The organism is Alteromonas sp. MTD1, assembly GCF_042848195.1.
In the GTDB taxonomy this organism is placed as follows: Bacteria; Pseudomonadota; Gammaproteobacteria; order Enterobacterales; family Alteromonadaceae; genus Alteromonas.
Genome location: NZ_BTGG01000004.1, coordinates 308,111 through 334,407 on the forward strand (window position 1 = coordinate 308,111; position 26,297 = coordinate 334,407).

Annotated in this window: 17 protein-coding genes; 14 read left to right on the forward strand and 3 right to left on the reverse strand. The window is 44.6% G+C overall.

The genetic code is table 11. The features are described 5' to 3' along the window. Positions 1–130: 130 nt before the first annotated feature. The 3 genes from ACGHAV_RS07485 (at position 131) to ACGHAV_RS07495 (ending at position 5,551) form a co-directional block, all read left to right on the forward strand. Positions 131–613, forward strand: coding sequence for a c-type cytochrome (locus ACGHAV_RS07485; protein WP_390378524.1), 483 nt, complete (start codon positions 131–133; stop codon positions 611–613). A gap of 375 nt (positions 614–988) precedes the next feature. Continuing rightward, positions 989–3,517, forward strand: a complete 2,529-nt coding sequence (locus ACGHAV_RS07490; protein ID WP_390378527.1) for an EAL domain-containing protein — start codon at positions 989–991, stop codon at positions 3,515–3,517. Between the two features lie 129 nt (positions 3,518–3,646). Next, the gene (locus tag ACGHAV_RS07495; protein WP_390378530.1) at positions 3,647–5,551 is read left to right on the forward strand and encodes a propionyl-CoA synthetase; all 1,905 of its coding nucleotides are present in this window, start codon (positions 3,647–3,649) and stop codon (positions 5,549–5,551) included. A 67-nt stretch (positions 5,552–5,618) separates the two neighbouring features. On the opposite strand, the gene ACGHAV_RS07500 is transcribed toward ACGHAV_RS07495, so the two are convergent. Then, positions 5,619–6,326: a cytochrome b/b6 domain-containing protein gene (locus tag ACGHAV_RS07500; RefSeq protein WP_390378533.1), complete on the reverse strand. Its 708-nt coding sequence runs from the start codon at positions 6,324–6,326 to the stop codon at positions 5,619–5,621. Between the two features lie 364 nt (positions 6,327–6,690). On the opposite strand from ACGHAV_RS07500, the gene dapB reads away from it, so the two are divergent. From dapB to ACGHAV_RS07535, 7 genes are all read left to right on the forward strand, one after another. After that, positions 6,691–7,494, forward strand: a complete 804-nt coding sequence (gene dapB / locus ACGHAV_RS07505) for a 4-hydroxy-tetrahydrodipicolinate reductase (RefSeq protein WP_390378536.1) — start codon at positions 6,691–6,693, stop codon at positions 7,492–7,494. Positions 7,495–7,891: 397 nt separating this feature from the next. Then, a complete protein-coding gene (gene carA / locus ACGHAV_RS07510) occupies positions 7,892–9,022 on the forward strand; it encodes a glutamine-hydrolyzing carbamoyl-phosphate synthase small subunit (protein ID WP_274743036.1) in 1,131 nt (376 codons plus the stop codon). A gap of 13 nt (positions 9,023–9,035) precedes the next feature. Continuing rightward, positions 9,036–12,257: a carbamoyl-phosphate synthase large subunit gene (gene carB / locus ACGHAV_RS07515; protein ID WP_390378541.1), complete on the forward strand. Its 3,222-nt coding sequence runs from the start codon at positions 9,036–9,038 to the stop codon at positions 12,255–12,257. 118 nt (positions 12,258–12,375) lie between these two features. Next, complete coding sequence (gene greA, locus ACGHAV_RS07520; protein WP_334013213.1) at positions 12,376–12,852, forward strand: transcription elongation factor GreA; 477 nt, start codon at positions 12,376–12,378, stop codon at positions 12,850–12,852. Positions 12,853–13,064: 212 nt separating this feature from the next. After that, complete coding sequence (locus tag ACGHAV_RS07525; protein WP_390378545.1) at positions 13,065–15,050, forward strand: methyl-accepting chemotaxis protein; 1,986 nt, start codon at positions 13,065–13,067, stop codon at positions 15,048–15,050. Positions 15,051–15,140: 90 nt separating this feature from the next. Further along, complete coding sequence (locus ACGHAV_RS07530) at positions 15,141–15,533, forward strand: DUF3224 domain-containing protein (protein WP_390378548.1); 393 nt, start codon at positions 15,141–15,143, stop codon at positions 15,531–15,533. A gap of 226 nt (positions 15,534–15,759) precedes the next feature. After that, positions 15,760–17,175 carry a cytochrome-c peroxidase gene (locus tag ACGHAV_RS07535; protein ID WP_390378551.1) on the forward strand — a complete coding sequence of 472 codons (1,416 nt, stop codon included), beginning with the start codon at positions 15,760–15,762 and terminating at the stop codon, positions 17,173–17,175. Positions 17,176–17,248: 73 nt separating this feature from the next. On the opposite strand, the gene ACGHAV_RS07540 is transcribed toward ACGHAV_RS07535, so the two are convergent. Beyond that, complete coding sequence (locus tag ACGHAV_RS07540; protein ID WP_390378553.1) at positions 17,249–17,692, reverse strand: Hsp20 family protein; 444 nt, start codon at positions 17,690–17,692, stop codon at positions 17,249–17,251. Positions 17,693–18,073: 381 nt separating this feature from the next. On the opposite strand from ACGHAV_RS07540, the gene ACGHAV_RS07545 reads away from it, so the two are divergent. The 4 genes from ACGHAV_RS07545 (at position 18,074) to ACGHAV_RS07560 (ending at position 24,674) form a co-directional block, all read left to right on the forward strand. Further along, positions 18,074–19,255, forward strand: a complete 1,182-nt coding sequence (locus tag ACGHAV_RS07545; RefSeq protein WP_390378556.1) for an acetate/propionate family kinase — start codon at positions 18,074–18,076, stop codon at positions 19,253–19,255. 89 nt (positions 19,256–19,344) lie between these two features. Next, positions 19,345–21,486, forward strand: a complete 2,142-nt coding sequence (gene pta / locus ACGHAV_RS07550) for a phosphate acetyltransferase (RefSeq protein WP_390378559.1) — start codon at positions 19,345–19,347, stop codon at positions 21,484–21,486. A gap of 86 nt (positions 21,487–21,572) precedes the next feature. After that, a complete protein-coding gene (locus ACGHAV_RS07555; RefSeq protein ID WP_390378562.1) occupies positions 21,573–23,309 on the forward strand; it encodes a DUF1800 family protein in 1,737 nt (578 codons plus the stop codon). A gap of 12 nt (positions 23,310–23,321) precedes the next feature. Beyond that, positions 23,322–24,674 carry a DUF1501 domain-containing protein gene (locus ACGHAV_RS07560; RefSeq protein WP_390378565.1) on the forward strand — a complete coding sequence of 451 codons (1,353 nt, stop codon included), beginning with the start codon at positions 23,322–23,324 and terminating at the stop codon, positions 24,672–24,674. Positions 24,675–24,739: 65 nt separating this feature from the next. Here the strand turns inward: ACGHAV_RS07560 and lnt are convergent, their stop codons facing one another. Next, entirely contained in the window at positions 24,740–26,278 is a 1,539-nt protein-coding gene (gene lnt, locus ACGHAV_RS07565) for an apolipoprotein N-acyltransferase (protein ID WP_390378568.1), read from the reverse strand. Positions 26,279–26,297: the final 19 nt, after the last annotated feature.

Sequence of the window (26,297 nt, forward strand, 5' to 3'; positions counted from 1 at the left end):
GCGCTATGGAAGCGGCAAATCGGTCGCTATTTTCTACATAACACTACTGTGTGCATTTATGTTGTTCAGAACAACACAGTTTGAATTCGTTCGATTTATAAAATTATAAAAAATGAAATAGGGAACAGGCATGAAATTTTTTTCAAAAGCAATAGTAGTGGGCGCTGTAGCAGCATGCATTTCAAGTGCGACGTTTGCTGCAGAAGTTAAGTCAGCATCTTCAGAAAAGCATGCTAAAGCGGCTACCCAATATCGCCAGGCAATTTTTCAGCTTGTACGCAGCAATATGGGGCCATTAGGTGGCATGGCAAAAGGCGCACTTCCGTTTGACGAGTCTGTCATGAAAACCAACGCCGTCCGCCTAGAACAACTAGCGGATATGATGAGTGACTACATGGCGGTCGATACACGTGAATTTAGCGTTGAGACAGGTGCAAAAGATGCAATTTGGGAAAACTTCTCAGACGTTGAAAAGAAAGTTATGGCCCTTAAGGCCGCATCACAAAACCTTCAAACCGTGGTTGATGCTGGCGATGAAAGTGCATATCGCAGCGCTATTGGTAAAATTGGCGCTAGCTGTAAGTCTTGTCATGATGATTACAAAAAAGACTGACTATAAGAAAGACTGAATTAAAAAAGACAGGTCGTTGTAAAAACGGCTGCATAAGAAGCTTTAGTTAGCAAATATACCAATTTACACACGAGCAATTCAGCACTATACAATGTTGCTTGTGTGTAAAGTTGATAAACATCAACGAATTAAAGCCGAATATTTTTGACAAGCGTCAAACATTTGATTTGCAGTCGGGTAAAAAATCGATAGAAAATTGCACGCAAAAACACAACACAAACTGGATATTGGAGGGTTTATTGACTAAAATTCAGACTAAGGGATGAGCTGAAATGCTTGGCATATGCAATTGCATATTTTTGGCGGAGACACGCCGAGCAACCGAATTACGTTTTTATTTTGTGGGGCATAAGTTAGATGGAACTACGCAACAGCAACACACTCTCAACGCATTACGCTGACAACCCTGAGTTTGGCAGCTTGCTCGATGAGGGGAGGCAACAGTCACAAGCGCTCTGCGTTTTGATGGCCTCTATCAACATTCACTCAGGTGTGGCTGTTGTCACACACGCTGATTCTTCACACACCAATCTAGAAAAGCTGTCTATTAGGTTGCCCAACGATATACATCAAATGCTTGCAATGTCGGCAATGAGCGCGCCAATTGCAGCAGAAGAGCTTGCATTACCGCCTGAGCTTACGTGTTACGAAAACACCTATATCGTTGTGAAAGCAATCAAAAATGTTCATGGTGCAATAGAGTATGTTGCGCTCACCTTTTTGAAAAACAAATCGTTGAGCACAGTTCAGCACAGCTACCTAGACATTACTCGCCAAAGGATTGAAATAGCGCTTCACTACCACCTTGCCAAACACCCGTATTCTGAAAAACTATCACAGCAGCTAGCATTACTTGAAAAAGTGAGTGAAGTTTCTCGTGTTGGGGCGTGGGAGTTAGATAGAGAGTCTGGAACGTTACAATGTACTGCCATAGTTAAAGAGATACTGGGGCTCGAGCATGTTGGCTTTATGTCTTACCAACATATTCTTGACATATTGACTTATGAAGAAAGGCGTAAGTTTATTACATCTTTACTGCGTGCGATAAAACGTAGTGATTGTTTTGATTTTCACTTCAGTCTACGCGATAGAAATAAAGGCAAGCGAAGTATAAAGTTTACTATTTATTGCCAGTTAGAAAAACGTGATGGTGTAAAGCTCAAACGTCTTTATGGTGCAATTCAGGATGAAACGCAAACCCAACTGTTATCCGATTCTCAAAATAACTTTGCTGACTACGTTTCTCTTATACTTAACCACATTGACGCAGTGGTAATGACCGTTGATGAACACGGTACGGTGCTGACTGTGAACGAGCAGGCAAAACCGACACTAGGCTATTGTCCTGATGAACTTATTGGACAGGACATCAACATTATTTTTGCCCAATCAGCAACAAGCCATTTTCCAGCTACAACATTTAGCAACGATGTATCAACGCGTCACGTGCGGCATAAAAATGGTAAGCGGTTAAGTTGTGAAGTGTCGCAAAAACAATGCAATATTCATCAGCAGTCTTTAACGGTAGTGACCATTAAAGATAACTCTGTGCATGAACGAGACCTGACGCACTACAAGCAACTCGCTTTTGAAGATTCTGTTACAGGGTTATCGAACCTTTGTAAACTGGAGAGATACATCAATGAAATTGGTGCCAAATCAAGTTCTATCCCCAGCACGCGCGTGTTTATGCGTGTGGCAATAAAGCATATTAGTGAATACGAAGATGTATTTGGTGTAGCCACCTTCGACTATATCATGCGAATTGTTTCCAATAGGTTGGCGCGAACATTTTCATCAAGTGCGTATATGGTAGCGAAAGGAGAACGCGGCGCTTTTTATGTTGTGCCAATGCAGTCGTTTATCGATTCAATAACATCGTGTGAAGCCATTTCAAAAGTGTGCAACCTGCTCGAAGAGCATGTGTTAATTCCATTTACACTTCATAATAATGCACTTCAAATTGAGGCTGAGACTGTTAGCTGCACCATTTCTTCAAAGCATGTGAGCTATAAGAAGTTAATTGATTGCATGGCGATAACAGCAGTTAATAGTGGAAAGGCTATGAACTCAGGAAGCCTGGTGCACGATGTTACCCATATCAATACGCAAGATATTGAGAGGTATAGCTATATCAAGCGTTCTCTTGCTCGAGCCTTGTCTAGCGATGAATTGTTCATCGAACTTCAGCCGCAATATAACGCAGAAAAAAATATTATTAGTTCTGAAGTACTTTTACGTTGGCATCACCCACATTTAGGCGTAATTCAACCCAATGAGTTTATCCCGATTGCTGAAGAAGACGATGCTATTGCTGACTTGGGGTTATGGGTTTGTGACCGCGCTTGTCAATTACTTAGCGAGTGTTTGGAGAATAACGTTACCACTCAGCTTTCGTTGAACATAAGCACGAAGCATTTGGCTCGTGCTGATTTTGTATCTAAGTTTGTCGCTACTGTTGAACGATGGAAGATACCAAGCAATATGCTCACGTTAGAATTGGCCGAAGGAGCGTTGAAGCGCGGTATCAGTATTATTCAATCACGAATTAAAGTGCTTTCTGAATTTGGTTTTAACATATCCATCGGTAACTTCGGAAAAGCAGAATCGAATTTAAATTATTTAGAGTCTCTGCCCATTAAAGAGCTAAAAGTTGATCGGCTTTTCATAGAGGACATAGATGACTCGGACCAAAAGCGACTGTTAGTTCGCAGTATTTGTAACTTTGCAAATGCAATGAACATTAATACCGTGGCTGAAGGTATTGAGACTGATCATCAACTATCACACGCTCGTACCTGTGGATGTGATTGTTTTCAGGGGTTTTGGCTTGATAAACCTATGAGTGTTGATGTTTGGCGAGAAAGAATATTTAACGCACAATAAGTAATGAAAATTTAAATATTAAATTTCTTTATTTTCAATAATATAAGACCCTTAAGCCTGAAGTCTTATAAGCATTAGCCATCGCGATGAAGTAGGGTAATAACTACTTCATCTCTATTGGACATCGTTATGCTTTATAAGAAGGAATATTCAGCTGCCACGCAATCGCCACAGGCATTTTGGCTTGAAAAAGCTAAGGCTATCGACTGGTTCAAGACCCCTCCCTCTGCGTTTAATAATATATCCGGCGGCACTGTTGAGTGGTTTAAAGGTGGCACCCTAAATACTAGCTACCTCGCGCTCGATCATCATGTCCAATCTGGAAAGGGTGATAAAACAGCACTTATTTATGAATCCCCCGTAACGCAAAGCACAGTATCTTTTACTTATAGCGAACTGCTTGGTGAGGTTTCAACATTCGCAGGTGCACTCTCTAGGCTAGGTGTCACAAAAGGCGACCGCGTCATTATTTACATGCCTATGATCCCACAAGCCGCTATCGCTATGTTAGCTTGTGCGCGAATAGGCGCTATTCATTCTGTCGTTTTTGGTGGGTTTGCAGCCAATGAGCTTGCGGTGCGGATAGACGATGCAACGCCAAAAATTATCGTAACTGCATCATGTGGCATTGAAGGTAAAAAAGTATTGCCCTATAAGCCATTGGTTGATGAGGCAATTAATTTGGCAACGCACAAACCTCAGGGTTGTATTTTGGTTCAACGAGAACAGCTAAAAGCACGGCTTGAGACTGGTTACGATCACGATTGGCATTACCTTATGTCAAGTAGCAGCCCAGTAGAGGCAGTAGAACTAGATGCCACGCACCCTTTATATGTGCTTTATACATCGGGCACAACAGGAAAGCCCAAGGGCGTGGTAAGAGACAACGGCGGGCATGCCGTTGCGTTGAATTATTCACTAGATGCCATTTACGGTATAAGTGAAGAAGACGTTTTTTGGGCGGCATCTGACGTTGGCTGGGTTGTCGGGCATTCATACATTGTTTACGGTCCTCTAATTAAGGGGGCAACCACGGTGATGTATGAAGGTAAACCTGTTGGTACACCCGACGCGGGCGCATTTTGGCGTGTAGTTCAAAAACATAAAGTGAACGTATTGTTCGCTGCACCAACGGCGTTTCGTGCTATACGAAAAGAAGATCCCAACGCGCTACTTTTATCAGAATATGACATTTCAAGTTTACGCACACTCTTTATGGCAGGTGAACGTCTTGATCCTTCTACCTACTATTGGGTAAGCGAAAAAGTGGGTGTACCGGTTATCGATCACTGGTGGCAAACCGAAACGGGGTGGCCTATTTGTTCAAACCCAATGGGTATTCAACCACTTCAAACTAAACCTGGCTCTTCTAGTGTGCCTACGCCAGGTTTTAATGTGCAAGTACTTAAAAGTAATGGCGAGCAACAAGATGTAGGTAAAAAAGGTGCTATTGCTATAAAACTGCCGCTGCCTCCAGGGTGCTTACAATCTATCTGGCAAGATAATGACCGCTTTATTCAAGGCTATTTAACCGAGTATGAAGGGTATTACAGTACAGGGGATGATGGTTTCATCGATAATGATGGATTTGTATTTATTATGGGGCGTACAGACGATGTAATTAATGTTGCAGGTCACAGGCTCTCTACCGGTGAGATGGAAGAAGTTCTAGCTTCACACCCTGCCATTGCCGAGTGCAGCGTAATCGGGGTTAACGATACGCTAAAAGGCCAACTTCCCATTGGCTTGGTGCTGTTGAAAGATGGCGTTGATATTGATGAAACGCAGTTGGAAAGCGAGCTTGTAAGCCTTGTACGAGAGACCATTGGACCTGTCGCTAGTTTTAAACGCGCCATTGTAGTAAACCGACTACCGAAAACTCGCTCGGGTAAAATTCTTCGTAAACTTATTAGGCAAGTCGCCGCTAACGAAGATATTACCGTTCCGTCTACTATCGATGACCCTGCTAGCGTAGCTGAAATTCAACAGGTAATGATGCAAAAAGGGCTAGTTACCAAAGCTGAACCGCAGTAAACGCCACGTTGGTGTCTATTGCGCGCCTCGCAAATGCCTGATGAAAGTTAGCGGAATACAGGCGCTGCTAATAATAGAAGTCGTCCACCTGCGGTACGGGTGGATACACTTCAATGGCTAAGTACACAACGAATGCAGCTATTAAAGCCACTATTAATGCACGAATTAACTTTGAGTGTTCGATACTTATATGCTTTCCATCTGCTTCATTGTGGAAAACCTCTTTTTTACCATGGACCATTGCAGGTGCGAGTTTTTGCTTTTTAAATGTTGTATAGAAGATAACAGCACCAATATGTAGAGCAATCACATAGAGTAAAGCGTCGAAAGCAATATGATGTAATGATGACATCACACTTAACACTTCTTCAGTTGCCAGTGCTCTGTAAGGGCCATCTAAAAAGATGTCGTCAGTCATAAATAGGCCTGAAATAGCCTGTATAGCCACCAAAATCAGCATGACAATAACAAACCATCCGCCTAACGGGTTGTGTCCTGCCGTTGGAGTCGCGTGCTTATCAAAGAGTGATTTTAAATAATTCATCACTAACTTAGGGCCTTTAACAAACTGCGTGAATTTGGCGTAGTGCGTGCCCACCACACCCCAAAGCAGTCTAAATACAACAAGAAAAAGCGTAAAATAACCAATATAGAAGTGCCATTGCACAGCATTATCTAACCAGTTTACAGTGGCATATTGGGCCACAATACTTCCTACAAGCAACCAGTGAAACAGGCGAGTGGGGATGTCCCAAATTAGCGCGTTTTTCTTCATGTTTTTATCTTTTGATTTGTTTTGAATAAGAAACGAATAAAAGCATACTGGCGAGCACAGACAAGGATTAACTGGGCACAGTATGAATGCAGTTAACAGTGTATCTAAAAGCAGTGCCCAGTGTATCTAAAAGTAAGAGTAGGCGGCAGCTAATGAGCGTTTTTTCTGTGTAGACTCTCGCATAGTTACCGTTACGCTTCTTGTATGGTTACAGTTAAACGGTAGTGTGAATTTATATTGAAGGTGCAATTTGCATTAACGCGAAACGTAATTGATATATTTAATGCCATTCTTGCATTGCAATAGTATTTTCATTTGGCAGAATGCAGAGCAATTACCCAATAATTAAAAAGTGTGAAATAGCATGAAAGTAGGTTTGTTTGGCGCCAATGGGCGTATGGGTCGCGTGCTTATTGAAGCGTTAGATTTAAATGAAAATGCGCAGCTTGGTGTTGCGACCGTAAGAGACGACTCGCCTTGGGTTGGTATGAATGTAGGTGAACTTGCTGGTATTGGAAAAAAAGACATTAATTGTACCGCAGTGTCGTCGCTTAGCAGCAGTGATGCCGATGTAATGATTGATTTTACGTTGCCTTCAATTATTGAAAGTAACCTTGAATGGTGCGTGAAAAATAATATGCCGGTAGTAATAGGCACTACAGGACTGAATGAAGCGCAGCTAGCTGCATTGGATAGCGCAGCAAAGCACATCCCTATTGTGTTTGCGGCAAACTACAGCGTAGGGGTAAACCTAATGCTGTCGCTTGTTCGCCAAGCCGCTAGCGTGTTGGGCGAAACGGCAGACATTGAAATTACCGAAGCGCATCATAGGTTCAAGCAAGATGCACCTTCAGGCACCGCGATGGCCATAGGTGAAGCAATTGCTGATGAGCTTGGCAGAGATTTAAAAACATGTGCAGTATATGGACGCGAAGGTAAAGAGCCTGAGCGAGATCAGGGCACCATCGGTTTTGCTACGGTGCGCGCAGGGGACATTGTTGGTGAGCACACGGCACTGTTCGCTGACATTGGGGAACGATTAGAAATAACGCACAAAGCATCTAGCCGACTCACCTTCGCAAAGGGAGCGGTGCATGCTGCACAATGGTTGAATGGCAAAGAACCTGGTCTATACTCCATGGTGGATGTATTGAACTTAAAGGTTTAGCAACCACTACTGTTAGTTAAAACACAGTGTGTTAGTGCAATGTATTCGTGCACGCTCCTCGTTCGATTAAGTATTCCGTTGAGTAAATGTTAACGTTATGTTGTGCTAATCTTGACCAACGAGTCATACTTTTGGTGGTTTTAAGCGAAAAACGCGTTAAAGTCTCTATTTTGATAAATTATTGCAAATAAATTTGCCATTTTCCGACAGTGATGTATACTCGCCGGAATTTGCCAGAATTTCGTATTCTAAAGCCAATAAAACGGCTGAAGAGTGCGGTTTTATTAGCTGCAAAGATCGTAAAACGGGATGTATTGTTATCAATAACTCCCGTTTTTTGTGGGGTTTGTGCAAAAAACTGCACAAACACATAGTTATCCTTAATCTGGAGGTTGACTTGGCTAATTCTGCCCTTTTGGTGTTAGAGGATGGTTCTGTTTTTAAAGGTACGGCGATAGGCGCTACAGGCTCCGCCGTCGGGGAAGTTGTTTTTAATACTTCCATGACTGGCTATCAAGAAATTCTCACCGACCCATCCTACGCTGAACAAATCATCACCCTTACTTATCCACACATTGGCAACACCGGCACTAACGACGAAGACGTTGAAGCAGATAAAATCTGGTCAAAAGGTCTTATCATTCGTGACCTACCTCTTGTTGCTAGTAACTTTCGTCAACAGCAAACACTGTCTGAATACCTAAAAGCGAAAGGCGTTGTGGGTATTGCTGACATAGATACACGTCGTTTAACGCGTATCTTACGAGACAAAGGTGCACAAAATGGCTGCATCATTTGTACTGATGAATTAGACGAGTCTAGCGCACTAGCGCAAGCAAAAGCTTTTCCGGGCCTAAAAGGCATGGATTTGGCAAAAGTAGTGAGCATTACTGAGCCAAAAACATGGACTGAAGGTAGCTGGGAACTTGGTAAAGGTTATGTCACGCCAAGTGAAACTAAATACCACGTTGTTGCTTACGACTTCGGCGTAAAAAACAATATCCTTCGCATGCTTGCTGACCGTGGTTGTAAGGTTACCTTGGTTCCGGCACAAACGCCTGCTGAAGATGTGTTAGCCATGAATCCAGATGGCGTATTCCTATCAAATGGCCCGGGCGACCCTGAGCCTTGTGATTACGCGATTACAGCTATTAAAACTATTGTTGAGACTGGCATTCCTGTTTTCGGAATCTGTCTTGGCCACCAATTACTTGCCCTAGCAAGTGGTGCAACAACAGTGAAAATGAAATTCGGTCACCATGGTGCAAACCACCCGGTTAAAGACCTCAAGCGTAATGTAGTTATGATCACCAGCCAAAACCACGGTTTCGCTGTTGATGAGTCTAGCTTGCCAGATAACCTAGAAGTAACTCACATTTCGTTGTTCGACAAGTCGTTGCAAGGTATTCACCGCACCGACAAACCTGCGTTTAGCTTCCAGGGTCACCCCGAAGCCAGCCCAGGTCCACATGAAGCGGCTCCGTTATTTGACCACTTCATTGAACTTATTGAACAACACAAGCAGTAGGAATTAGCCCGCTATGCCAAAACGTACCGACATAAAAAGTATTCTTATCATTGGTGCTGGCCCTATTGTTATCGGCCAGGCTTGTGAATTTGACTATTCAGGCGCGCAAGCGTGTAAAGCCCTTCGCGAAGAAGGCTACCGTGTTATTTTGGTGAACTCTAACCCAGCCACCATTATGACAGACCCAGAAATGGCAGATGCCACTTACATCGAGCCAATTCACTGGGAAGTAGTGCGCAAGATTATTGAAAAAGAACGTCCAGACGCGATCCTTCCAACTATGGGTGGTCAAACGGCACTTAACTGTGCGTTAGACTTAGACAAACATGGTGTTTTGGAAGAATTCGGTTGTGAGCTTATCGGCGCGACGGCAGATGCTATCGATAAAGCGGAAAACCGCGAGCGCTTTGACAAAGCAATGAAAAACATCGGCCTTGAATGTCCACGTGCGGAAATCGCGCACAGCATGGATGAAGCGCACGATGTACTAAGCCGCATCGGCTTCCCTTGTATCATTCGTCCGTCTTTCACCATGGGTGGAACCGGCGGCGGTATCGCGTACAACATTGATGAATTTAATGAAATTTGTCACCGTGGCTTAGACCTTTCTCCTACCAACGAGCTGCTTATCGATGAATCGTTGCTAGGTTGGAAAGAGTACGAAATGGAAGTAGTACGCGATAAAGCAGATAACTGCATTATTGTGTGTACCATTGAAAACTTCGACCCTATGGGCGTGCATACCGGCGACTCAATCACAGTTGCTCCAGCACAAACCCTGACTGACAAAGAATTCCAAATTATGCGTAATGCAGCCATGGCTGTGCTACGTGAAATTGGTGTTGAAACCGGTGGTTCAAACGTACAGTTTGGTGTAGACCCTAAAACTGGTCGTATGGTAATTATCGAGATGAACCCGCGTGTATCGCGTTCATCTGCGCTAGCGTCTAAAGCAACAGGTTTCCCAATTGCAAAAGTAGCAGCCAAGCTTGCAGTTGGCTACACGTTAGATGAGCTTGCTAACGACATTACGGGTGGTTTAACACCTGCATCATTCGAGCCATCAATTGACTACGTAGTCACTAAGATCCCACGTTTTAACTTTGAGAAGTTTGCCGGCGCTAACGACCGCCTTACCACGCAAATGAAGTCGGTAGGTGAGGTTATGGCCATTGGCCGTAACCAACAAGAGTCATTGCAAAAAGCCCTTCGCGGCTTAGAAGTAGGTGCAACTGGCTTAAACCCAATGGTTGACCTTGACGACCCTGAGTCGCGCAACAAGGTTGTTTACGAGCTACGCCAACCTGGCGCAGAGCGTATTTGGTACATCGGCGATGCCTTCCGTATGGGCATGACGGTTGATGAGGTATTCAACCTTACTAATATTGACCGCTGGTACCTTGTACAGCTTGAAGACCTTATTCTTCTTGAAGCAAAGGTGGCCGAACTTGGTTTACCGGGCATCGACGCAGATCTAATGCGCTCGCTTAAGCGCAAAGGTTTCTCTGACGCACGTCTAGCCGAACTTACCAAAGTAGCTGAAAGCGATGTACGTGAAACTCGCCGCGGTTTTGGCATTTCACCTGTATACAAGCGTGTAGATACTTGTGCTGCTGAGTTCTCGACCAGTACTGCTTACATGTACTCGACGTATGACGAAGAGTGTGAAGCAGCCCCAACCGACAACGACAAGATTATGGTATTGGGCGGTGGTCCAAACCGTATCGGTCAGGGTATCGAATTCGATTACTGCTGTGTTCACGCGGCGCTTTCAATGCGTGAAGACGGTTACGAGACCATTATGGTTAACTGTAACCCTGAGACAGTATCTACCGATTACGACACATCAGACCGTCTGTACTTCGAGCCAGTAACGTTGGAAGATGTACTTGAGATTGTTGCGAAAGAAAACCCGAAAGGCGTTATCGTGCAGTACGGTGGTCAAACGCCGCTTAAACTAGCACGCGCTCTTGAAGCGGCTGGCGTACCAATTATTGGTACTTCACCGGAAGCCATTGACCGCGCTGAAGATCGTGAGCGTTTCCAGCAAATGGTTAACAAGCTCAACCTTAAGCAGCCAGCAAATGCCACGGTAACTAACGTTGAACAAGCCCTTGCAATGGCGGAAGAAATTGGCTTCCCGCTGGTTGTTCGCCCAAGTTACGTACTAGGTGGTCGTGCGATGGAAATCGTATACGACATTAAAGACCTTAAGCGCTACCTAAACGAAGCAGTAAAAGTGTCTAACGACGCGCCAGTACTGCTAGACCGTTTCCTTGACGATGCTATTGAAGTTGATATCGACGCAATTTGCGATGGCAAAGAAGTGGTAATCGGCGGCATTATGGAGCATATCGAGCAAGCGGGTGTTCACTCTGGCGACTCTGCATGTTCACTGCCTCCACATTCACTGTCTAAAGAAATTCAAGACGTAATGCGCGAGCAAGTTAAAGCTATGGCCCTTGAACTTGGCGTAGTTGGCTTGATGAATACACAGTTCGCAATCAAAGATGGTGAAGTGTACCTAATCGAAGTCAACCCGCGCGCTGCACGTACCGTACCGTTCGTGTCGAAAGCGACAGGTATTCCATTAGCAAAAGTTGCCGCACGTGCAATGGCAGGTGTAAGCCTGGCAGAGCAGGGCGTAACGGAAGAAGTTATTCCTCCTTTCTACTCTGTGAAAGAAGTAGTACTTCCGTTTGCTAAGTTCCAAGGCGTTGACCCACTATTAGGCCCAGAAATGCGTTCTACTGGTGAAGTTATGGGTGTGGGCGATACGTTTGAAGAAGCGTACGCTAAAGCGAACTTAGGCGCAGGTGCTCCGCTTCCTAAAGAGGGTAAAGCACTTATCTCGGTTCGTGATAACGACAAACCTCGCATGATTGAACTGGCAAAAGCGCTTGTTGAGGCGGGCTTTAAAATTGAAGCAACGCGCGGAACAGCGACAGAGCTTTATGATGCTGGCATTATGAGCACGGTAGTGAATAAAATGTCGGAAGGTCGTCCTAACATCGTTGATGCAATCAAAAACGGTGAATACGCCTATTTGGTTAACACAACTGAAGGCCGACAAGCTATTACCGACTCGGTATATATTCGTCGTGAAGCGTTACTTAATAAAGTAACCTACACAACAACAATGAACGCTGCGTTCGCTACAATTAGAGCTAAGTCAGCTGATGACCGCAACAAAGTATCATCAGTTCAAGAACTGCACGCTAGAATTAAACACTAATGACAACGGCTAGGATACGAGGTATCCTAGCCATATTACATTTGTGTGAACGAATAAAAAGTGCGCCTTCGCGGCGCACTTTTCTGTTTTAAATAACTAGCTAGGCGAGACTGTATCCATGAGTCAGTATCCAATGACAGCGCGTGGCGCTCAAATGCTGCGTGACGAACTAAACGAGCTTAAAACCAAAACCCGTCCGCGTATTATCGAATCGATTGCTGAAGCGCGTGAGCACGGCGACCTTAAAGAGAACGCCGAATATCACGCAGCTCGTGAGCAGCAAAGCTTTTGTGAAGGTCGTATTCAAGACATCGAAGGCAAGCTGTCGAATGCGCAAATCATCGACGTTACTAAAATGGACAACACCGGAAAGGTTATTTTCGGTACTACTGTAACCATTTTAAATGTTGATACCGATGAAGAGACTACCTACCGCATAGTGGGCGATGATGAGGCAGATATTAAAAACAATCTTATCTCTGTGAACTCTCCTATTGCTCGTGGCCTAATTGGTAAAGAGCTTGATGATATGGTAACCATTCAAACGCCAGCAGGTGCTGTTGAAGTGGAAATCATTGAGGTCGAATACATCTAAGCTATGTTTTGATATAGCCATATTGGAAAGCCGAGCATTTGCTCGGCTTTTTTGTTTTCACAATACAAAACTAATCCTGAGCAATGAGCTAAATATCGTTATTTGCGCTTATTTGATTGTTTTCTATACTGGAAAAAGGCACCTTTCAGTTGGTTACAACCGTAGGTCATGTATTTTCTTTCAACAGTACATCATATACACGGAGTTCGATCGTGCGCGTGCTACAACGATTATCAATTTTCCAGCTAACCATCTGCGGTGCTTCAATTCTTCTTATCAGTGTTGCTTTCCTTGCATTTAAAGATGTTAGCCGTTCTCTTTCAGATACAAGTGCGGCAAGTAGCGACGTTGAAATGATTAACCTTATCGCGTCTGTCGAGGCAATAGCACATCATCACGCAGTTGAGCGAGGGCTAACCGCTGGCTATCTTGGTAATCCTAGCGATGCAGCATTTGACAAAGTAAAAGCTCAAAGAAAAAACGCAGACGAGGCGCAACGAAAACTTGAATCTTTGCTATCCGACAACGCAGTCTATGGGGAAAAAGTGAGTCGCATTTTACTTGCTTTGAAAGAATATTTAGCGGGTAAGGAAGCTTTGAGGCGTGAGGTCGACAGTGGCAGTGGCGGGAGAGCATTTACTTTTTATAGTTCACTGAATGCTGCGGCGCTCAACGCTGCAAATTCACTCACAATCTATGTTAATAACCTTGCATCAAAGGAATCACTGGCTAACGCTATTTTACTTGCCCAACTAAAAGAGCGCTTGGGACAGCAAAGAGGGAAAGTAAATGGTGTGATTGCACGAAAAAGTGCCAATAGTTTGATTAAGAGCCAGCTTGCAAAATACAAGCAGGAAGTGGAATACATTTCAGGCAAATTGAAAAACAGTTTACCTCCAGACAATTTTGCTGTGTTTAATGATGTTTTGTCATCACAAGAGGCCGCTTTAATAACGCGCACACTTGTATCACTAGAATCAGAAAGTATAGATTTTAACTCACTTCCTTCAAACGATAATTGGTTTGGCGCTGCAACTTCGCAAATAAAGGGCGTGAAAGGCATACTTGATGATATTTGGCAGAAAGTAGCGCAAGACGCCCGTGCCATGCACGATTCTGCTGTTCTTGCACTTACCGTTACTGTTTTAATTATTATTGTCGGTGCTTCGGTTGTTGCGCTTATTTATCGTTCGCTACTTCATATCCTCAGTACGCAGTTACGTCGCCTTATCCAAAACCTACACAACATAGCGGATAACGGTGATTTAACAGTAGACGTCAGCTCACAAGCAAGAAATGAGCTAGGCTCGGTCTCTCGCGCAGTTAATAAAATGATCCTGGCTTTGAAAGATCTTATCCGTGGCTTAGAGCAATCAATTGAGGCAAGTACTCGTTTGTCATCAGAGTTAGAGGAGTCCTGCGCCGAAATGGTTGTAGATGCAGGCGATACACAGCAACGCTCGCTGAATATTGCATCTGCCCTGGAGGAGGTATCAGTGACGAGCGATGAAATTGCAAAATCGGCATTTGACACATTATCTGCCAGTCAATCCTTAGACACATTATCAAACACAGCATTCGAGATAAATGAGTCAATCAGAAGGGAGATGAAGCAATTAGAAGAGGACATGAGTTCCGTTGAAAATAATGCTGCTGATATGGAGAAACAGGTAACAGAAATTAGCGGCATATTAGAGACCATTAATGCTCTGTCAGACCAAACTAATTTACTGGCTTTGAATGCTGCGATAGAAGCAGCCCGAGCGGGTGAGCATGGTCGTGGTTTCGCCGTTGTTGCTGATGAAGTGAGAAAGCTAGCACAGAGCAGCCGCAACGCGTCGGACCAGATATCATCGCTACTCGCATCGCTTCAGCAAGCGAGTATGGTCGTGGTGGAGGATATAAATAAGAACGCGAGAGCGGTGAAAAATTCAGTGGAGGTCACAGGTGACGGAAGAGAAACGGCTAAAAAGGTAAAAGATGCAGCATCTCAATTAGAAGCGATGGCAAACAATATGTCTGCGGCGGCAGAACAGCAGTCAGTGACAACAAGAGAAGTTGCAAAAGATATCGTCGATGTAGAATCAGCAGCTAAACACGAGGTTGAATTAGCTGAGTCACTTTCTAAATTATCTCAGTCAATGAAAGAAAACAATACCGTATTGAGAAGAGCCATCTCGAGCTTCACTCTTGATTAAAAGCACAACTTAACACTCTGTTACACTTTTATTACTTTGCACTATTTATTAACCACGTTAGCATCCTAAAAAAGCGTTGGAGGAAATAGTATGGAATGCAGAGGTGATTTTTCTATCGTAGGTTGGGAAGAGGATACGATTTCTGAAAAATCTGGAGGTGCAAAGCTAACCCGCGCTTCCGTAAAACAAACGTACGCTGGTGATATCGTCGGTGAATCCAATTTAGAGTATGTCATGGCATATGAAACTCAAACGAAAGCTTCATTTGTTGGTTTTGAATCATTTGTAGGTGTAATAAATGGCTTGAGGGGGACAGTAACTTTAAAACACGAAGGTATTTTCGATACGGGTGTGGCTACTAGTTCTTTTCAAGCAATAACGTCGGCTTCCACGGGGGAGCTTTCCAATAAGTGTATTTCGGGCACCTTTTCTTCGGGTGAGGCTGGCAAAGCAAGCTATGTCATATCCCTCACTAGTCCATGAATTAAATTAACTAGCTTTGCGATAGTGATGTCGACATTTGATGCAGTATCGCAAGGTGACATTATTCCTACTAAAGTTCAGTCGTTACAATTGGCTTTCCATGAAGTGCTAGACTATATTAATATTAATAAATTTTAATATGTGTTTTCAGCCGGCACCATCGTCATGTTTTGCCCTTGATGCTTTGAGAATTTTGATGTGACTAGTTTGAAACAGAGGTAACGTCATGAAGTTAAATTCTAATGTCCAATATGCATCATTGCTTGTAAGTGCAATTGTTCTAGTAGGATGCGGCGCTGAAAGCGAGGAAGAGCCAGTTCTTGTAGAAAGTTCTCTGTCTGTACAGCTAATGGATACCCTGAATGAATCATTAGACGGAGGAGTCGAAGGATTAGTGCTTCCTCATTCTTCAGATTTTGCGAATATTCCTGCCGATCCAAATAATCCAATTACTGCTGAGAAAGTACAGCTAGGAATGATGCTTTTTCATGAGACAGCGGTTGCTACTGACGGCGTCAATGCGGAACGAGCTAATACGTGGTCATGTGCAAGTTGTCACCACGCTGCTGCTGGTTTCAAATCCGGTGTTGTTCAGGGCATTGGGGAAGGGGGAACGGGCTTTGGCGTTGCGGGAGAACTGCGTGTCTTGGCAGCTGGCTTTGATAAACTGAGTGATAACCCCAGCCTTGTTCCTGATGTTCAACCGTTAACATCACCAAGTATATTAAATACGGCATTTCAAGAGGTTATGCTTTGGAATGGTCAGTTTGGTAATCAGGATGGTGGGTTAATCAACGCAGAGTTACCGGCTAATATTTTAGCAACACAAGGTACACCTAAGTTCGAGAATGTTCGTGGTCTGGCGGGGTTGGAAACCCAAGCTGTAGCAGGTACAAAAGTGCATAGGTTAAACACATTCAATAACTCTTTTGTGCAGCAAAATATTGAGTATCAGCTCTTATATGAAGCAGCTTATCCTGATGGGGGGGATGATATTCTTGAAAATATGGGGAAAGCAATTGCTGCATTTGAGAGGACGGTACTCGCGAACCAAGCACCATTTCAACGCTGGTTAAGAGGAGATGACTCTGCGCTCACTGATCAAGAAAAAAGAGGCGGTATACTTTTCTTTGGTAAAGCAGGTTGCGCAAACTGTCATATTGGGCCTGCCTTAAGTTCAAAAGTAGGCGCAAATAACCAGGAAATGTTTATGGCTATTGGGTTTGCAGATCTTGATACATCAGACCCTAACATAACTGGTGTGGTTACAGAAAATGATGCGAAAGGAAGAGGTGGGTTTACAGGTCGTGAGGAAGATAACTATAAATTTAAAATACCGCAGCTCTACAATTTAAAAGACTCTACTGTATTTGGACACGGTGGTAGTTTTACAAGCATAAGGCAGGTCGTGGTGTATAAAAATGCTGCAGTACCGCAAAAGCGCTTGGCCAATAGTCTACTGGACGAACGATTTGTACCATTGAATTTAAATGAAGAAGAAATTGACGATTTAGTGGCATTCTTAAAAGAGGGGCTTTACGACCCTGAGCTCGAAAGATATACGCCTGACGCTTTGCCGTCGGGTCAATGTTTTCCTGTTGCAGACGAGCAATCTAAAATTGACTTAAACTGTGCGCCCTGACCAATATAAAAAACGGCGCCAAAAGGCGCCGCAAAAAATGGGGAACAAACCAAGAAGTTATGAAATTGGTTGATTAGTTTTCGATAAGTCGAGAACCAATTTCAATTTGACGTGGTTTTTTCGATTCTGGAATGACTCGCTCCATATCGATATGTAGAAGGCCATTTTCCATATCAGCTGCCAATACTTTCACATGGTCGCCAAGTTGGAATTTACGCTCAAAATTGCGCTCAGAAATACCTTTATGTAAGAACTTACGTTCGTTACTCTCTTTCTCTTCCGCTTTTTTAGTGCCAGTAATAGTCAGGGTGTTATCTTCAACCTGAATCGAAACGTCGTCTTTACTGAAACCTGCAATCGCCATGGTTACGCGATATTTATCGTCGCCTAAAAGCTCGATGTTGTACGGAGGGTAAGTACTTTGTTTCTCAGAGCGCGAAGCCGCGTCAATAAGAGAAGCAAGGTGGTCTGAACCGATGAATGAACGGTAAAGTGGAGATAGATCGATAGTACGCATAGTCATATCCTCAAAATAAAGCAATATGTTTAAATTAATGTGCCCCGACAATTCGGCGGCGTTTGTGTCGACCTGACCTTTCAGCGCCGACAAATACTATGTAGGGATAGGCCAAATACTTTTCAACACCAAAAACAAAAAATTTTTAAAATTTTTGTTTTTGTGTTCGTTAATCCCATCCCAAAAGGGTTTCCAAAGCCCTTTTCCATGGGAAAGTTAAGGCCTGTTGAAATAAATAGAAAACCTAAAAGACCCTTTGAAAAACAAGTGAATGCGATGTTTTTTATAAAAGATTTAGCATAACGTTAACCAACCTTTTTGTTTATAAATGCTACAATTCAAACTCATTGTTTGACCCACCACTTTTAATTTGAAATCCAAATGAAAAAAGACGTTATTGTTTTAAATTGCGGCAGCTCTTCTGTGAAGTTTGCCATTATTAATGCTGAAACTGGTGAAGCAGGGCTATCTGGAATAGCAGAGAGCCTAGGCAACCAAGACGCTAGCTTGTCGTATAAGATAGACGGCAAAAAAAATACGTTAGCACTGCCCGAGAAAGCGGGTCACACAGAAGCATTGAATGCTATTCAGTCGGTAATTGCGCAAACTGATGTTGTGCCAATCGCTATTGGTCACCGTGTGGTGCATGGTGGCGAGAAATTTAAACAAGCAGCATTGGTAGATGAAACCGTTCTGGCTGCCATTGAAGAATATGCCAGCATGGCGCCGCTTCACAACATGGCAAACTTGAAAGGCATTACTACTGCTCAAGAGGCCTACCCGAATTTACCGCATGTTGCAGTATTCGATACGTCATTTTTCCAAACCATGCCCAAGAAAGCCTTTGTTTATGCGCTTCCAATGGCACTTTACAAAGAACACGGTATCCGTCGCTACGGATTCCACGGTACTAGCCATAAATTTATTTTAGACAGTACTGCTGCTCAACTAAATAAATCGGTAGAGGACACAAGCATCATTAGTGCACACCTTGGCAATGGCTGTAGCGTATCAGCCATCGAAAAAGGTCAAGCGGTAGACACTAGCTTAGGCTTTACACCGCTTGAGGGGTTAGTGATGGGTACCCGATGTGGTGACTTAGACCCAAGTCTACCTGGAACATTGCAACAAAAGCATGGTAAAACGGCAGAAGAAATAAACGACCTGTTGAACAAACAATCTGGTCTATTGGGTATCTCCGAGTTAAGTAACGACTGTAGAACATTGGAAGAAGCTGCACTTAACGGGCATGAAGGTGCGTTACTTGCCATTGAAATTTTCTGTTATCGCTTGGCCAAATACATATCGGGCTACATGATTGCTGTACCAACCCTAGATGCCATTGTGTTTACCGGCGGAATTGGCGAAAACTCGTCACTGATCCGCGAAACCACTATGGGCTATTTCAAGCATTTTGGTGTAGCAATTGATGAGCAGAAAAACCTTGATGCGCGATTTGGAAACGCGGGCGAAATAAGTGCACCATCATCAAGCACCAAAGTACTAGTTGTGCCTACCAATGAAGAGTGGGTTATTGCAGCACAAGCCGCACAGTTTGCATAGGCTTGCATTAGCCAGTCTAAGTTTGCATCAGGTTTTTAATTAGTTTTGAACCAGTGCCTTTGCAATAAGGCGCTATATCAGGAGCATTTATGTCTCGCAAAATAATGTTGATCCCAGTGGGCACCAGTGTGGGCCTTACTACTGTCAGCATGGGTCTTGTTCGCGCTATTGAAGAGCAAGGCATTAAGCTCAATTTCTTTAAGCCAGTCGCACAGCCTCGAAGAGGTGATAATGGTGAAGAACGTTCAACGGCCATCATTTCACACCACGCCAGCGTGTCACCTATTTCTCCGTTTACGCTAGATTATGTAGAGCGCATGATCAGTAACGACAGCACAGATGAGTTGTTAGAAGAAATTATCGAGCGTTTTGAAGATAACAGTGAGCATGAAGCCGTAACGGTGATTGAAGGCTTAGTTACCACACGACACCATCCCTATGCTGAGCGTTTAAACCTAGAAATCAGCAGAGCATTAGACGCTGATATTGTATTTGTTGCTGTGCCTGGAAACGACTCGGTAACCGACATTAATCACCGTCTAGAAATTGTGGTTGATACTTACGGCGGCCATAAAAGCCAAAAAGTAGTTGGCTGCATATTCAACAAAGTTAATGCGCCTTTTGATGAGCATGGGCGTTTACGTGCCGATATTGGTGCCATTGAAGCGCCTGAGCACGACGAAGCTCGCACACAAGCACTGCGTGACCTTCCAATCTTCAAGAAAGGCTTAAGCTTATTAGGCACCATAGACTGGAGCGCCGATTTAGTGTCGCCACGGGCAACCGACGTGGCAAAACATTTAAATGCTACCTTGTTAAATGAAGGGGAAATGGCAGAGCGCAGATTAAGCAGTGTTTCATTTTGTGCCCGTGAAATTCACAACATGACTCATACCCTAAAACCAGGCGCATTGCTTGTAATGTCTGGCGACCGCGGTGACGTGTTTGTATCGTGCTGTCTAGCCGCATTAAACGGTACCAAGCTAGGTGCGTTATTACTGACTGGTGGCTACGAGCCAGATGAGAACATTATGGCGTTGTGCAGCCAAGCAATGGAAACAGGCTTGCCGGTGATGCTGGTCAATACCAATACATGGCAAACAGCACAAAACCTGCAGGCGTTTAACCAAGAAGTGCCGGTTGACGATAGCAATCGTATAGAAAAGGTAATGGTACATACTGCAGAAAGCTTAGATGCAAAGTGGGTAACCTCGCTTACTGAAAAAGTATCACGACAGAGAAAGCTGTCACCCTCGGCGTTTCGTTTTTACCTGACTAACCGTGCACGGCAGGTTAACAAGCGCATTGTGCTTCCCGAAGGTAACGAACCACGCACAGTTGTGGCCGCGTCAATTTGTGCAAAGCGTGGTTTAGCGCGCCCCGTTTTACTGGGTGACGAGACTGAGATAAGACGCGTAGCAGAACAGCAGGGTGTAGTGCTTGGTGACGGCGTTGAAATATTATCGCCGAGCAACATTAAACAAGACTATGTTGAAGGTTTAGTAGCACTGCGCGGCCATAAAGGCGTAACCGAGGTTGTTGCTAACGAGTTGTTGAGCGATAACGTAACGCTTGGCACCATGATGCTTCAGCAAGACCACGTAGACGGCTTAGTGTCAGGCGCGGTTAATACCACGGCCAATACTATTCGCCCAGCATTACAGCTTATAAAAACCGCAGAAAATGCATCACTCGTTTCGTCTGTGTTCTTTATGCTGCTGCCTGATCAAGTGTTGGTATATGGCGATTGTGCTATTAACCCAGACCCTAATGCACAGCAGCTTGCCGACATTGCTATCCAATCGGCTACTTCTGCTCAAATGTTCGGCATAGAGCCTCGCGTGGCAATGATCAGCTACAGTACAGGTACTTCAGGCGCGGGCAGCGATGTGGAAAAAGTGCGAGAAGCAACCAAAATTGCACAGTCATTGCGCCCTGACTTACTCATTGATGGACCGCTTCAATACGATGCGGCGGCCATTGAGAGTGTAGGGCGAAGTAAGGCGCCAAATAGCCCTGTTGCAGGTAAGGCAAACGTGTTTGTGTTCCCAGACCTTAATACTGGAAACACCACTTACAAAGCAGTACAGCGCAGTTTTGACTTAGTGTGCATTGGCCCAATGCTTCAAGGCATGCGTAAGCCGGTTAACGACTTAAGCCGCGGCGCGCTGGTAGATGACATTGTATTTACAGTAGCGCTAACGGCAATACAGGCTGCCGGTGGTCAGTGATTTTATACCTAAAGCACGCGTGTAATAACCAAATGTTGCACGCGTGATATACACTTAAATGGTGTAAATCATCGTAGGCAAGGGTTATGAGAGCACTCTATATCTTCCTTTTTTGTTTGTTTCTAACTGCCTGTGGTGGTTCTGGTGATAGCGCGTCACCACAAACTCCCATAGAGGGAGACGGTGCAACACCGGTTTCACCTTCCCCAGCACCACCTGAAACACCGCCGCCTGAAACACCACCAGAAGCGCCACCTGAAACGCCCCCACCCGAAGCACCGCCTCCGCCCGAAGATGAGCCAACACCCATGGGGCAGGAAAGCGCTGCGTTATTTTTAATGCAGTCTACGTTTGGTCCAACGCTACAAAGTATTGAGTATGCCGCCAACATAGACAGGCAAACTTGGCTAGCCGAGCAATTTAATACGCCTGCATCACTACACTTGCCATTGCTTAGTACCAAATATGCCGCCGATGAAATGTATTCACAGCATTGGGTTGAATCATGGTGGGACAGGGTAGTCAACAGCGATGACCAGCTTCGTCAGCGTGTAGCCTTTGCACTATCACAAATCTTCGTTGTGTCGACCAAAGACGTTCGTTTGTTGGTTGACCCACTCGGTGTCGCCAACTACTACGATGTTTTGGTACGAAACAGTTTCGGTAATTTCAGAACCCTTTTGGAAGAAATTACCCTTAACCCGATGATGGGTATGTATTTGAGCATGCTGGGTAATGAGCGCCCCGACGACGAGCGAAATATACGACCAGATGAAAACTTCGCCAGAGAAGTGATGCAGCTATTTACCATTGGCTTGGTTGAACTTAACCCTGACGGCACCGCAAAACGCGATGCAGCGGGCAATACAATTGCTACCTATGGACAAGATGAAATAGAAGGATTTGCCCATGTGTTTACAGGTTGGCACTTTGCTGGAAAATCACATTGGTGGGAATGGCATTACGACAGTTTAACGCCTATGTCGGCCTACAACGCGTTTCATGATGAAGGTGAAAAAGTACTGTTAAACGGCACTGTGTTGCCTGCAGGTCAAAGTGCAGAACAAGACTTAAGCCAAGCGTTAGATGACTTATTTCATCATCCTAATGTTGGCCCATTTATTTCAAAACAACTAATACAAAGGCTCGTAAGTAGTAATCCGTCGCCACAGTATGTTGCGCGGGTATCGCAAGTTTTTAATGATAACGGCGATGGCGTAAGAGGCGACTTGCAAGCGGTTGTTCAGACCATTTTGCTCGATGAAGAAGCGGTAACGCTTAGCGCTCGACAAACTGGAAAGCTGCGTATGCCGTTACTTAGGTTAGCGCATACCATGCGTGCATTTAGTTCAGGTGCACGGGACAACGGCATGGGCCATGAGTTTGTTGAATATAATTTAGGGCTTTCACCACTAGGCTCGCCTAGCGTATTTAATTTCTATCGTCCTGATTACAGCCTGCCAGGCGACATTCGCGATAGCGGCCTAACCTCGCCCGAGTTTCAGTTAGAAAATGAGATTAGCGTGACGCGTTATATCAACTATATGTTCTACATGGCTTGGTTTAACAACTTACGTGGCGACGAGATAGTGGAAGATGATGTTGGCATCGTTAACTTCGACCAATTGGTAGCGCTTCAAAGCGATGACGCCATTATCGAATATATAAACCTGGTGTTGTTCGCCGGGCAAATGAATGATGAAACGCGGCAGGCGTTACACAACGCCGCAGAGCACTGGTCGGGTGCCGAAGTCGCTTGGATGAAATACGCAAACTTAGTGTATCTCGCTACCATATCCCCTGAATTTGCCGTTCAACCTTAGGCTTGGAGCACAATGATGAATAGACGTACATTTCTAAAAAAAGGAATCGCTTCAGCCGTTGGTGCTAGCTCACTATATGGTGTGTCTTCACAATTTTCTTTAGTGCAGGCCATGTCTCAAACCCAACCGTTTAATGACTATAAAGCGTTGGTGTGCGTGTTTTTACTTGGCGGTAACGACAGCCTAAACATGCTTGTACCAACAGAGTCGGCAGCGTATAGCGCTTATGAAAGTACACGCCAAAACTTAGCAGTAGCCCTTGAAGAAACACTACCTATTGCTACACGTTCTGCACAGTACTCTTCGCTTGGGTTGCATCCATCGCTTGCAAGTTTATCTAACGTTTACGCAAACGGGCATGCCGCATTTGTGTCGAATATGGGGCCGCTTATTCAGCCGGTAACAGTAAGTCAGGTGTTATCGGGTCAAGCTGTATTACCTCCGCAGTTATTCTCTCATAGTGACCAGCAAAATCATTGGCAAACTGCTGACCCACAAAACGTTGCACTTACTGGGTGGGCGGGCAGAATGGCCGACTTGATTTATGACTCGGGGCATCCGTTGTCTATGAACCTTTCAATGGCTGGTGGCAATTTATGGCAAACGGGTCGCAACGTGCTGCCATTTGCTTTAGGGCCAAACGGCGCAGAAGAAATGGTGGGAATTAATACAGATGTGTCTTGGCAACAAGCTAATGCGGCCTTTTACGATACTATTAACAGTGGTGCGTCTAACCGTTTTCAGCAAGCCTTTAGTGATATTGTGCAGCGTACCCGAAGAACTGGCTCTTTGGTGAACAGTGCATTAGCAACAGTTGATGAGTTACAAACCGAATTTCCAGCATCGCGCTTTGGTGCGCAAATGGAAGGTGTGGCAAGAATGATAGCTACGCGACAAACTCTGGATCAGCCACGGCAAGTCTATTACGTTGCAATGGGTGGGTGGGACACACACGACAACCAAAACGCCGACCATCCACGTTTGCTAACCGAGTTAGCAGAAGGTTTAGCAGCGTTCTACAGCGCAACTCAAGAGCTTGGTGTAGCGGATGCTGTTACTACGTTCACCGCATCAGATTTTGGTAGAACAATGACAAGTAATGGTGATGGCACCGACCATGGTTGGGGCGGGCATCAAATTGTACTTGGCGGTGCAGTAAATGGTGGCGATGTATATGGCGAAGTGCCAGAGCTAATGCTAAACGGTAATCAGGACATTGGTGACGGCAGGCTGCTACCTACTATTGCGGTAGACCAATACGCCGCCACGTTGGGCGCATGGTTTGGACTAACGGATAACCAATTGCTAGAAGTATTTCCAAATTTAGCTAACTTCTCTACGCGTAATTTATCGTTTATGCGTTAGAAGCTATTTTATTCATAAATAGTATTGGTGCTTTAGGTACTTACATCTTAAAACGAGGCTAAATACTAACCTCGTCTTCTAACTAGCACAGCACCAATGAGTAGTAGGGTAACTATAAACCAAACGCCTAAGTCTTGTAGGTGGTAGAAGGGTGTAAAGCCAACAGTTGCAATAATCGGTGCGGTAATGCTCGCCGCTTCAAATTGAGGCAGCACGGCATTTATCTTGCCTTTATGGTCGATAAACGCAGTAATACCATTATTGGTTGCACGCAGCACAGGGCGCCCCATCTCCAGTGCACGCATTTGCGCAATCTGTAAATGCTGCGCAGGGCCATGTGAACGACCAAACCATGCATCATTACTTACAGTAATGATCATATCAGTATCAGCATGCACATTAGCCATTACCTGCCTTGGAAACGCAATTTCAAAACATATGGCCGGCGCTAACTTAATGCCGTTTGCTTCTAAATTAGGTTGCTGAAAACCGCCTCTTGAAAAGCTCGACATGGGTAAATCGAATAAAGGGGCAAGTGGGCGAAGCCAGTCTTCAAAGGGAACAAACTCTCCTACAGGTAGAAGATGATGTTTAGCGAAGCGGTTGTTGTGAAAGTACTGATAGTCAGGATACGCAGCATCTTCATTGCGTTTCCCCAACACAATTAGGTTATTCCACGCTTCGTCGGTTTCCCAGTTGTAGTTCACAATGCCAGTAATAAGCGCTGTGTTTTCGTTAAAAGCGCGCTCGTTCACTTTGGCTAAAAATGGCTGAGCAAGCGGTTCCAGTTTGGGTACGGCTGCCTCAGGCCATACAACTAAATCATTGCTCCAAAGCCCTTCAGTAAGCGACCAGTAAGTTTGCATAGTGGGTTCGTCTTGCTCGGGAACCCAACGTAGACTCTGCGCAATATTGCCTTGTGCCATCCCCACACTGTAGGTCTGCTTTGGCTTCACCCACGTGTGCTGCGAAAGCAAATAACCACTTACAAATAAGCAGCTAATAACTAATGCGGCGTTAAACACCGTACGTTTATTATTTACTAGTGCTAACAGCGCCGCACTTAACACTAACAGTGCGGTAATGCCGGTTTCGCCAATAATTGGGGCAAACCCAGCTAGTGGGCTATCAAGCTGGCTGTACCCAAGCGAAAGCCATGGAAAGCCAGATAACATCCAGCTTCGCAACCATTCTGCTACCACCCAGAAAAAGGGCAGAGCCATTGGCCAAAGCCTTGTTGGAAAGTACTTTGCAGTAAACTTGATAGCGAGCGCAGGGTACAGTGCAAGGTAGCCACATAATAGTGCCATTAAACCGATAGATGCTATAAGCGGCAGACCGCCAAAGTCGGCAATACTCACATGCACCCAACTTACGCCTGCACCAAACCAACCTGCGCCAAATAGCCAGCCAGCTAAAAAAGGCTTGTGCTTCAGTTTTATAATTTGACGAAAAGCCAGCGCAAGAGCAGGAATGGTAATAAGCCACAAGTTAAAGGGCGCAAAAGCAAGGGTTAAACTTGCACCACTCATAACAAGTAACAGGTGCGGTAAGAAGCGTGAAAAGCGGTGAGATAAAAAACCTGAAGAAATGCGTTTTAACATGATGGTGAGCGACTTACCG

Coding starts and splice junctions, on each gene's coding strand:
- ACGHAV_RS07560 (WP_390378565.1), top strand. CDS start 23,322: ATGATGAATAGACGTACATTTCTAAAAAAAGGAATCGCTTCAGCCGTT.
- ACGHAV_RS07500 (WP_390378533.1), bottom strand. CDS start 6,326: ATGAAGAAAAACGCGCTAATTTGGGACATCCCCACTCGCCTGTTTCAC.
- pta (WP_390378559.1), top strand. CDS start 19,345: ATGTCTCGCAAAATAATGTTGATCCCAGTGGGCACCAGTGTGGGCCTT.
- ACGHAV_RS07490 (WP_390378527.1), top strand. CDS start 989: ATGGAACTACGCAACAGCAACACACTCTCAACGCATTACGCTGACAAC.
- greA (WP_334013213.1), top strand. CDS start 12,376: ATGAGTCAGTATCCAATGACAGCGCGTGGCGCTCAAATGCTGCGTGAC.
- ACGHAV_RS07530 (WP_390378548.1), top strand. CDS start 15,141: ATGGAATGCAGAGGTGATTTTTCTATCGTAGGTTGGGAAGAGGATACG.
- ACGHAV_RS07495 (WP_390378530.1), top strand. CDS start 3,647: ATGCTTTATAAGAAGGAATATTCAGCTGCCACGCAATCGCCACAGGCA.
- dapB (WP_390378536.1), top strand. CDS start 6,691: ATGAAAGTAGGTTTGTTTGGCGCCAATGGGCGTATGGGTCGCGTGCTT.
- ACGHAV_RS07555 (WP_390378562.1), top strand. CDS start 21,573: ATGAGAGCACTCTATATCTTCCTTTTTTGTTTGTTTCTAACTGCCTGT.
- ACGHAV_RS07535 (WP_390378551.1), top strand. CDS start 15,760: ATGAAGTTAAATTCTAATGTCCAATATGCATCATTGCTTGTAAGTGCA.
- ACGHAV_RS07485 (WP_390378524.1), top strand. CDS start 131: ATGAAATTTTTTTCAAAAGCAATAGTAGTGGGCGCTGTAGCAGCATGC.
- carB (WP_390378541.1), top strand. CDS start 9,036: ATGCCAAAACGTACCGACATAAAAAGTATTCTTATCATTGGTGCTGGC.
- ACGHAV_RS07545 (WP_390378556.1), top strand. CDS start 18,074: ATGAAAAAAGACGTTATTGTTTTAAATTGCGGCAGCTCTTCTGTGAAG.
- ACGHAV_RS07540 (WP_390378553.1), bottom strand. CDS start 17,692: ATGCGTACTATCGATCTATCTCCACTTTACCGTTCATTCATCGGTTCA.
- lnt (WP_390378568.1), bottom strand. CDS start 26,278: ATGTTAAAACGCATTTCTTCAGGTTTTTTATCTCACCGCTTTTCACGC.